The 8,483-nt window shown below is 37.5% G+C and carries 7 protein-coding genes and 1 pseudogene; 5 read left to right on the top strand and 3 right to left on the bottom strand.

All coding sequences use genetic code 11. The features are described 5' to 3' along the window. Nucleotides 1-106: 106 nt before the first annotated feature. From E2636_RS10360 to E2636_RS10350, 3 genes and pseudogenes are all read right to left on the bottom strand, one after another. Nucleotides 107-1,015 (bottom strand): annotated as a pseudogene (locus tag E2636_RS10360) (IS3 family transposase); the annotation flags it as partial. Beyond that, the gene (locus tag E2636_RS10355; protein WP_134210122.1) at nt 991-1,281 is read right to left on the bottom strand and encodes a transposase; all 291 of its coding nucleotides are present in this window, start codon (nt 1,279-1,281) and stop codon (nt 991-993) included. The pseudogene E2636_RS10360 and the gene E2636_RS10355, both read right to left, overlap by 25 nt. Before the next feature lie 571 nt (nt 1,282-1,852). After that, entirely contained in the window at nt 1,853-3,547 is a 1,695-nt protein-coding gene (locus tag E2636_RS10350) for an Rqc2 family fibronectin-binding protein (protein WP_134210121.1), read from the bottom strand. Between the two features lie 115 nt (nt 3,548-3,662). On the opposite strand from E2636_RS10350, the gene E2636_RS10345 reads away from it, so the two are divergent. The 5 genes from E2636_RS10345 to priA all read left to right on the top strand — a co-directional run bounded on the left by E2636_RS10345 (nt 3,663) and on the right by priA (nt 8,475). Further along, nucleotides 3,663-3,914 carry an extracellular matrix/biofilm biosynthesis regulator RemA family protein gene (locus E2636_RS10345; protein WP_017380807.1) on the top strand — a complete coding sequence of 84 codons (252 nt, stop codon included), beginning with the start codon at nt 3,663-3,665 and terminating at the stop codon, nt 3,912-3,914. A 17-nt stretch (nt 3,915-3,931) separates the two neighbouring features. After that, entirely contained in the window at nt 3,932-4,552 is a 621-nt protein-coding gene (gmk, locus tag E2636_RS10340; protein ID WP_134210120.1) for a guanylate kinase, read from the top strand. After that, complete coding sequence (gene rpoZ, locus E2636_RS10335; RefSeq protein ID WP_017380809.1) at nt 4,552-4,776, top strand: DNA-directed RNA polymerase subunit omega; 225 nt, start codon at nt 4,552-4,554, stop codon at nt 4,774-4,776. Before gmk ends, rpoZ begins: the two co-directional genes overlap by 1 nt. Nucleotides 4,777-4,856: 80 nt before the next feature. Further along, nucleotides 4,857-6,071: a bifunctional phosphopantothenoylcysteine decarboxylase/phosphopantothenate--cysteine ligase CoaBC gene (coaBC, locus tag E2636_RS10330; RefSeq protein ID WP_134210119.1), complete on the top strand. Its 1,215-nt coding sequence runs from the start codon at nt 4,857-4,859 to the stop codon at nt 6,069-6,071. Further along, entirely contained in the window at nt 6,061-8,475 is a 2,415-nt protein-coding gene (gene priA, locus E2636_RS10325) for a primosomal protein N' (protein ID WP_134210118.1), read from the top strand. Before coaBC ends, priA begins: the two co-directional genes overlap by 11 nt. The last annotated feature ends 8 nt before the right edge of the window (nt 8,476-8,483 follow it).

Genomic DNA, 8,483 nt, shown 5'->3' with positions numbered 1-8,483 from the left:
GGATTTCTCAAATAGCTACCGCACTGCGTTTGGTGAAGGTGATGAGAAGATAAAATTCAAAAAGACGAACTTTATCTTCTCATCACCTATTGGTATGCCTAAAAATTCAGATGTTTTCCAGTGCAAATAAATTGTATTTCCGTTCAAATTTATTCGGTGATAAATAGCCAAGAGTTGAGTGTTTTCTTCGTTCATTGTAAAAGCTTACAATATAAGAGCTTATGCTCTTACGAGCCTCTTCACGGGTCTTGAATTTTCTTCGATAAACCAATTCCTTTTTGATGGTAGCGTGGAAAGACTCAATGCATGCATTGTCATACGGATCGCCTTTTCTACTCATGCTAACTTGAATCTTATTCGAGAGTAACGTATCTACATAAGCGTGAGAACTGTATTGTACTCCGCGGTCCGAGTGGTGAATAAGTTCCCTAGTTATTTTTCGAGAACCTAGAGCGATATTGAGCGCCTGCATAGGAAGTTCTTTACGCATATGTGAATCCAGTGCCCAGCCTATGATTTTACGTGAATAGAGGTCCATAATACTCGACAGATAGAGCCAGCCTTCATTTGTCCAAATGTATGTAATATCCGCAACCCATACATGATTTGGCTGCGCCACTCTGAACTGTCTATTCAGGATATTGGGATAAATCTGTTGGTCATGATTCGAGTCGGTTGTTACCATAAATTTACTTGGAACTGTGGCACATAATCCCATTTCCTTCATCGTGTTGGCAACCTTTTTTTGTGAGATAGAGTAGCCCCAATCTAACAAGTCATCATGCACCCGTGGGCTACCATAAGTACCTCCACTTTCATGAAATGATTGCGCGATTTTATGTTGAAGTTCGTCTTTAATCGCCTGCTTTTCTAAATTTGGATTAAGCATTCTGTTTCTCCAATTTATATATCCTTGTCTAGATACTTTCAAAGCGCTACACATCTTCACAACAGAATGCTTTGTCTCCTGATCATGAATGAACTTAAAAATTACATCTGGTTTTTGGTGAAGATGTGCATAGCCTTTTTTAGAATTGCATTCTCTTCCTCTAACTCTCGAATTCTCTTCTCGTAAGCAGTTTCACGCTTTTCTAACTCCGCAGGAGTAACCAAATCAGGGGTAACAGTAACATTCTTCTTGTCTCTATATTTCCTTACCCAACCAGCGACTGTTCCCACAGAAAGATCCAGCTCACGACATAATTGTTTTGCCACTCTATTTTCTTCTACGATGAGTTTTGCTACATATTCCTTGTACTCAGGTGTATGATGATTTCCCATTCCGATCACTTCCTTTTTGATGTTTCTATTATAAGGAATTCGGATTTCATCTGTACACTTTTTATACTAAGCTCAGTGACGTTGTAAAAATAAAGGTTCACGTTGTAATAGTGAAAATATGAAAGCAAATAATATTATTATGTAAACTATTAAATTTACGATTAACGTATATATTGGCCGAAAAGTGCAATCTGAAATAACCTGAAAATGGTAATAGACAATGTGTAGAAAACACTATTAACTACAGAAATTATCGATGTGCTTGTTAGAGAAAGGCAGCGGAATAGCTAGGAGAAACGGCAGCCAATTTCCTGTTCGTGACACTCTCACAGACTCGATTATAGTAAAAGGCTTGCCTGTAAGCCTTAAATTAACGAACATTGGTTTCTCCTACACAGACTCGGTATCAAATGGAAACCACGATTCTTACTAGAACAAATCTAACATTTTTTTGATTTTGGACATTATTTGCGGTCACGTAAACAATCGAAAATGTTCAAATATCTCTGTTTAGAAGATAAAAAATCAACACAAAAGCCATCCGCATTAACTGGATGGCTTTTGTGTTGAATCATTTACGAAGTTTTCTTACAATATCCTCACTTGGAGTGACAAAGACGGTCTTTTGTTCAAAATAAATCACGAACCCTGGTTTTGCACCGTTGGGTTTTTTCACATGCCGAACTTCCGTATAGTCGACGGGCACAGAAGATGAATCACGCGCTTTACTGAAGTATGCTGCTAACATGGCAGCTTCTAAAATTGACTCTTCATCGGGTTCATTTTCATGAATCACGACATGTGAACCTGGAATATCTTTCGTATGGAACCAAGTTTGCGACTTGTTTGCAATTTTAAATGTTAAATAATCATTTTGTTTATTGTTTTTTCCTACAGAAATTGGCAATCCTGTAGAAGACACGAAAGATTCTGGTGTTGGTTTAACTATTTTTTTCTTCTTCTTAGTAAATTTTGCCTTCATCCAACCTTGTTCAGCAAGTTCCTCACGAATTTCATTAATGTCTTGAGGTGAAGATTGCATGACTTGTTGTTGCAACATTTCAATATAATCAATGTCATCTTTTGTTTTATCAAGCTGTTGTTGTGTTTTTAATAATGCTGTTTTTGCTTTATTGTATTTCGTGTAAAAACTTTGTGCATTCTCAACGGGTGTTTTTCTTGGACTTAATGTAATTTTTACAACAGCATTATTTTCGTCATAGTAATTTACCACTTCAGTCTCTTTCATCCCTTTTTCAAGCAAGTACAAATTTGCCATTAAAAGTTCACCATGAAGTTGGAATGTTTCCAGTTTTTCAGCGTTTGCTTTATCTTTTGCAAGTTTTTTCATTTTTAATTTTAATTTGTCAATTTCATTTTGTAACCAGCGTTCTAAATCACCGGCTTGTTGTTTCACTCGGTCACGTTCAGCTCGTGCAAAGTATACTTTATCTAGTAATTCTCCAAGGGAGTTGAAAGGTGTTTTGTTGCCTTCTAAATGTGCCAAATCCACGCTTGAAAAAATGGCCTTGTTGCCGCTTTCTAAATACATGCCCGTTGGATTTTTTTTGTTAAATTCATCTAGAAACTTTTTGAATACATCGTAGCTAGACTGTCCACCACTATTTTCAACAAGGTGAGCGAGTTCTTTTGCGTGTAAAGGTGAAAATCCAGCAAGTTGCGATAGAAATTCGCGGGATAGATCCTCAGAATTTAATAATGACTGAAACGATGGTTCATCCACAGTATATGGATTTACTTTATCTTGTTTAGGAGGTGCGATATGCGGTTGACCAGGTAATATAGTTCTATAACTATTAACAGATGGCGATAAATGTTTTAAACTATCTAAAATAAGATTTCTGACAGGGTCTATTAAAATTACATTACTATGTCTTCCCATAATCTCAATATGTAATTCTCGTACCATATCGTCACCAATTTCATTTTTACTTTCTACATGAAGAATGATTATACGATCCATATCAAGTTGAGAAATAGCGGAAATATACCCACCTTCTAGATGTTTTCGAAGTAGCATACAAAACATGGGTGGTTCTGAAGGGTTATCAATTGTTTCATTTGTAACATGTATACGTGAGTAGGAAGGGTGAATAGAAATAAGCAATCGGCTATTTTTACCGCCAGCACGAATTTGCAACACAATTTCTTGTGAGTTTGGTTGATGTATTTTTGATATACGTCCAGATACTAAATGTTGAAGTTCGTGAGTCATTGCTTTTGTAAATAAACCATCAAATGCCATAAGTAATTCCTCTTTCAAAACGTTTTGCTCTATCTTATCATTTTATTAGGGGGTTGTGATATAATTAGCTAAGTGTGTAACAAAGAAAGTTGAAGATCTAATAGGAGGAAAGACTGTGCCAAATCTAAAGTTTATTAATATTGGAAACGGTAGTGTGGTAGCAGTTGAACGAATCATCTCCATTTTGCAACCTGAATCGGCGCCAATTAAGCGTCTCGTTCAAGAAGCAAGAGAAAAAGGATTTCTAATTGACGCAACTTATGGTAAAAAAACTCGTGTTATATTTGTTATGGATAGTGAGCATGTGGTTCTATCTGCTGTTAATGCCGAAACTATTGTGACACGTGTGATAGAACAAGCCGAATAGATAAAAAGAGGGATTGCATGCGAAAAGAACGTGGATTATTAATCGTCCTTTCAGGACCATCTGGTGTTGGGAAAGGTACTGTGCGAAAAGAATTATTTTCGCAACCTGACACAAATTATGAATATTCGATTTCAATGACGACAAGAAAGCCCCGTGAAGGCGAAGTCGATGGTGTCGATTATTTTTTTAAATCCCATGAGGAATTTGAACAATTAATCGGAGAAGGTCGTTTATTAGAATACGCATCTTATGTTGGGAACTATTATGGAACTCCATTAGATTACGTGAACGCCACGCTCGATGCAGGTAGAGATGTATTTTTAGAAATTGAAGTTCAAGGTGCATCACAAGTACGTGACAAAGTACCTGACGGCTTATTTATTTTCTTAGCGCCACCAAGTCTTTCAGAATTAGAGCAGCGTTTAGTAGGTCGAGGAACCGAAACAAATGATGTGATTGCATCACGTTGTTTGGCAGCAAGAGATGAACTTGAAATGATGAACTTGTACGATTTTGTCGTTGAAAATGACGAGGTACATTTAGCATGCGATCGTGTAAATGCGATTGTTACTGCTGAACATTGCCGAAGAGAACGTGTTGAAAAAAGATATCTGTCCATGTTGAAAGGGGAATATTAATGTTATATCCATCAGTCGATTCACTTAAAAGTAAAATAGATTCAAAATACACATTAGTAAGTTTAGCATCAAAACGTGCGCGCCAATTGCAAGAAGAGGGCGGAGAACGATTAGCTTCTTACCAATCTTTAAAATATGTTGGAAAAGCATTAGAAGAAGTGGCTTGTGGTGCATTGACGAAAGAAGAACAAGATGCAGCAACCATTTACGAAGACGAAATTTAATACTGATTATTAACTAAAGAAAACTCCCTAAGACAGATAGATGCTTTGGGAGTTTGTTGTTTGAGAAAGGAAGAATGTTCATGCTAGCAAACAAGAAAATCTTATTATGCGTATCTGGTGGTATTGCAGTTTATAAAGCAGTTGCCCTCGTTAGTAAATTGTCGCAATCGGGAGCGGATGTCAAAGTCATCATGACGGAATCTGCGACAAAGTTTGTGCAGCCGCTGAGCTTTCAAGTGATGTCTCGAAATGATGTTTATACAGATACTTTTGATGAAAAAAATTCTGGGGTCATCGCTCATATAAACTTAGCAGATTGGGCAGATTTAGTCATTGTGGCTCCTGCAACTGCAAATGTCATAGGAAAGCTTGCCAATGGAGTTGGTGACGATATGGTGACAACAACACTTCTAGCGACAACAGCTAAGGTATGGATAGCACCAGCTATGAATGTACATATGTACGATCACCCAGCAGTGAAGCGAAACATTGCGACACTTGCAGAAGATGGCTATGAATTTATTGAACCTTCAGAAGGTTTTCTAGCCTGTGGGTATGTAGGAAAAGGAAGATTAGAAGAACCAGAAAAAATCGTGGGATTAGTTGAATCCTTCTTCCTACCAACTGAATTGCCGTTAAAAGGAAAGAAAGTAGTTATTACTGCAGGACCAACTCGTGAACGAATCGATCCTGTAAGATATCTGACCAATTTTTCTTCTGGAAAAATGGGCTATGCACTTGCTGAAGCAGCTGTGAAAATGGGTGCAGAAACGATTCTTGTATCAGGTCCGGTTTCTTTACCGATTCCACATGGTGTTAAAGTTGAACATGTGGAAAGTGCAGAACAAATGTTGCAAGCGGTGTTATATCATTATGATCATGCAGATATTGTGGTCAAAACAGCTGCAGTAGCAGACTATCGTCCAAAAACTATTCATGATCAGAAAATGAAGAAACAAGCAGGCGATGCAACACTCGAACTCGAACGTACAATCGATATTTTAATGACTCTTGGCCAAAGGAAAACAAAGCAACTAGTGATAGGTTTTGCTGCAGAAACAAACAACATAGAAGTGTATGCAAAAGATAAATTGTCTAAGAAAAATGCGGACTATATTGTTGCCAATGACGTCACGCAAGCTGATAGCGGTTTTGGAACAGATACAAATACAGTCGTGTTAATTGGTAAAGAAAATTATGTACAGTATTTTGATAATATGACGAAAAAACAGTTAGCTATACAATTGTTTGAAACGATATTGTCTCATGAAAAGGAAGTACAACATGTTCGCTGAGGTCATTGTTGACGTTGCGGCTTATCCAATTGATCGACCTTTTGATTATGCAGTTCCTGAGAAGTTTCAAACAATAATTGAAAGTGGTAGTCGTGTGAAAGTGCCTTTTGGAAATCGGCAAGTCTTGGGGTTTGTAACAGCCATTAAAAGCGAAACCGATGTTCCAGTGGAAAAACAAAAGCCGGTTGGTGAACTTTTAGATATCGAACCAGTGTTGACTCAAGAAATGCTCGAAATGACAAAGTGGTTGAGAAGGCACACATTATGTTATGAAATTGATGCTCTTCAAGTTATGTTACCATCTGCATTACGTGCCAAATACGAAAAAATTCTTGAAATTGTGGATCACAATTTTGAACTTCCTCAAAGTATTCAAGCAATGTTCCAACAAAAAGACCGTGTTGAGTTAAAGGTCGATGAGTCTAAGGAATTGCTAACGACTATTAAGAAATTAATAAAAGAAAATATTCTAGCATTGGAAACGGTAGTCAAACAAAAGACCGCTGTAAAAAAAGTAAGAATGATTTTAATTGAATCAGATGTGAAAAAATTACAAGAGATTCATTTAAATATATCAAACCAAGCAAAGAAACAAAAAGATGTTGTCAAATGGATGATGAATTATGCCGGGACACGCATCGTATCAACTGATTTGTTAAAACGACTAAATACCTCAAATGCTGTGTTACAGGCGGTAATGGAAAAAGGCGCAGCCACTCTAGAATTAGAAGAAGTATACCGAGATCCATATGCAGATAGAACAATTAATGTATCGGCAAAGCACTCTTTAACAAATGAACAACACCTCGCATTGAGTGAAATCATTTTTTCATATGATAAACATGAAGCAAAAACGTTTCTTCTACATGGCATAACAGGTAGTGGAAAGACAGAAGTATACTTACAAGCAATTGAACGCGCGTTACACGATCAAAAAGAAGCCATCGTTTTGGTACCGGAAATCTCACTTACCCCCCAAATGACCAATCGTTTTAAAGAACGGTTTGGCTCCCTAGTTGCTGTACTGCATAGTGGTTTATCGACTGGAGAGAAATATGATGAATGGCGAAAGATTAAACGTGGTGAAGTGAAAGTGGTAGTAGGTGCCCGTTCAGCGGTCTTTGCCCCTTTTCAAAATATTGGCTTGATTATTTTAGATGAGGAACATGAAGGTACCTATAAGCAAGACGATTCTCCACGCTATCATGCAAGAGATGTAGCGATATGGAGAAGCGAATATCACCATTGTCCAGTCATTTTAGGAAGTGCTACTCCGTCCCTTGAATCTTATGCGCGTGCTAAAAAAGGGAATTATAGTTTATTAACTTTGACTAAAAGGCCTAGGGATCAGGCTTTACCTGAAGTGTCAGTCATAGATATGCGCGAACAACTAAAAAACGGCAACCGCTCCATGTTTTCTTTGGAATTAGCAGAATCTATTCGTCGCCGGTTGGATAAGCAAGAGCAGATGGTCTTGTTCTTAAATCGACGTGGACATTCGTCTTTTGTCTTATGTCGTGATTGTGGGACGGTGGTAGAATGCCCAAATTGTGATATTTCCATGACCTATCATAGACATCAAGAACGGATAAAGTGTCATTACTGTGGAGAAGAATCACAAGTGCCAAACATATGCCCGGAGTGTAAAAGTGATCACATCCGATTTTTTGGCACAGGCACGCAAAAAGTAGAAGAAGAAATTGCGCGTTTGTTTCCAACCGCTCGCGTTCTTCGTATGGATGTTGATACAACACGTAAAAAAGGATCACATGAACATATATTAAAACTATTTGGAGATGGGAAAGCCGACATTTTACTTGGTACTCAAATGATTGCCAAAGGGCTTGATTTCCCGAACATCACGTTAGTTGGTGTTTTATCTGCGGATACAACTCTTCACTTAGCAGACTTTCGAGCAGCTGAAAAGACATTTCAATTATTGACACAAGTTAGTGGACGAGCCGGAAGACATGATAAAGAAGGGCAAGTTATTGTTCAAACCTATACCCCAGAACACTATGCGATTCAATTTGCAAAACATCATGATTTTGTCCCTTTTTATAATCAAGAAATGGTGAATAGAAAACAATTTGCCTACCCACCCTATACCTTTGTTGCATTTATTCAAATCACGCATGAAGATGTCTTGATGACAGCGGAATACGCACATAAAACAGCGAATTGGCTCAGAGAAAACTTATCTAATTCGACAGAGATTATTGGTCCTACGGCGTCATCTATTAGTCGTGTACAAAATAGATATCGTTACCAATGTTTGATAAAATACAAAAAAGAACCTACGCTCCCGGAAGTGTTACAGCAATTAACACGTATTTACCGAACAGATTGGATGAAAAAAGGAATTTTGATGTCAATTGACCTGAATCCTTCTTCTATCATGTGAGCATAAAC

Origin of the sequence: Paenisporosarcina antarctica, from assembly GCF_004367585.1 — a bacterium.
Classification (GTDB): domain Bacteria; phylum Bacillota; class Bacilli; order Bacillales_A; family Planococcaceae; genus Paenisporosarcina; species Paenisporosarcina antarctica.
The sequence above is the reverse complement of the archived record's forward strand: the minus strand, read 5'-3'. Positions and strand labels throughout refer to the sequence as shown.

Bases quoted from the DNA above. Each gene is read 5' to 3' on its own strand.
- E2636_RS10355 (WP_134210122.1), bottom strand. From the start codon at position 1,281: ATGGGAAATCATCATACACCTGAGTACAAGGAATATGTAGCAAAACTC.
- rpoZ (WP_017380809.1), top strand. From the start codon at position 4,552: ATGTTATATCCATCAGTCGATTCACTTAAAAGTAAAATAGATTCAAAA.
- gmk (WP_134210120.1), top strand. From the start codon at position 3,932: ATGCGAAAAGAACGTGGATTATTAATCGTCCTTTCAGGACCATCTGGT.
- E2636_RS10350 (WP_134210121.1), bottom strand. From the start codon at position 3,547: ATGGCATTTGATGGTTTATTTACAAAAGCAATGACTCACGAACTTCAA.
- coaBC (WP_134210119.1), top strand. From the start codon at position 4,857: ATGCTAGCAAACAAGAAAATCTTATTATGCGTATCTGGTGGTATTGCA.
- priA (WP_134210118.1), top strand. From the start codon at position 6,061: ATGTTCGCTGAGGTCATTGTTGACGTTGCGGCTTATCCAATTGATCGA.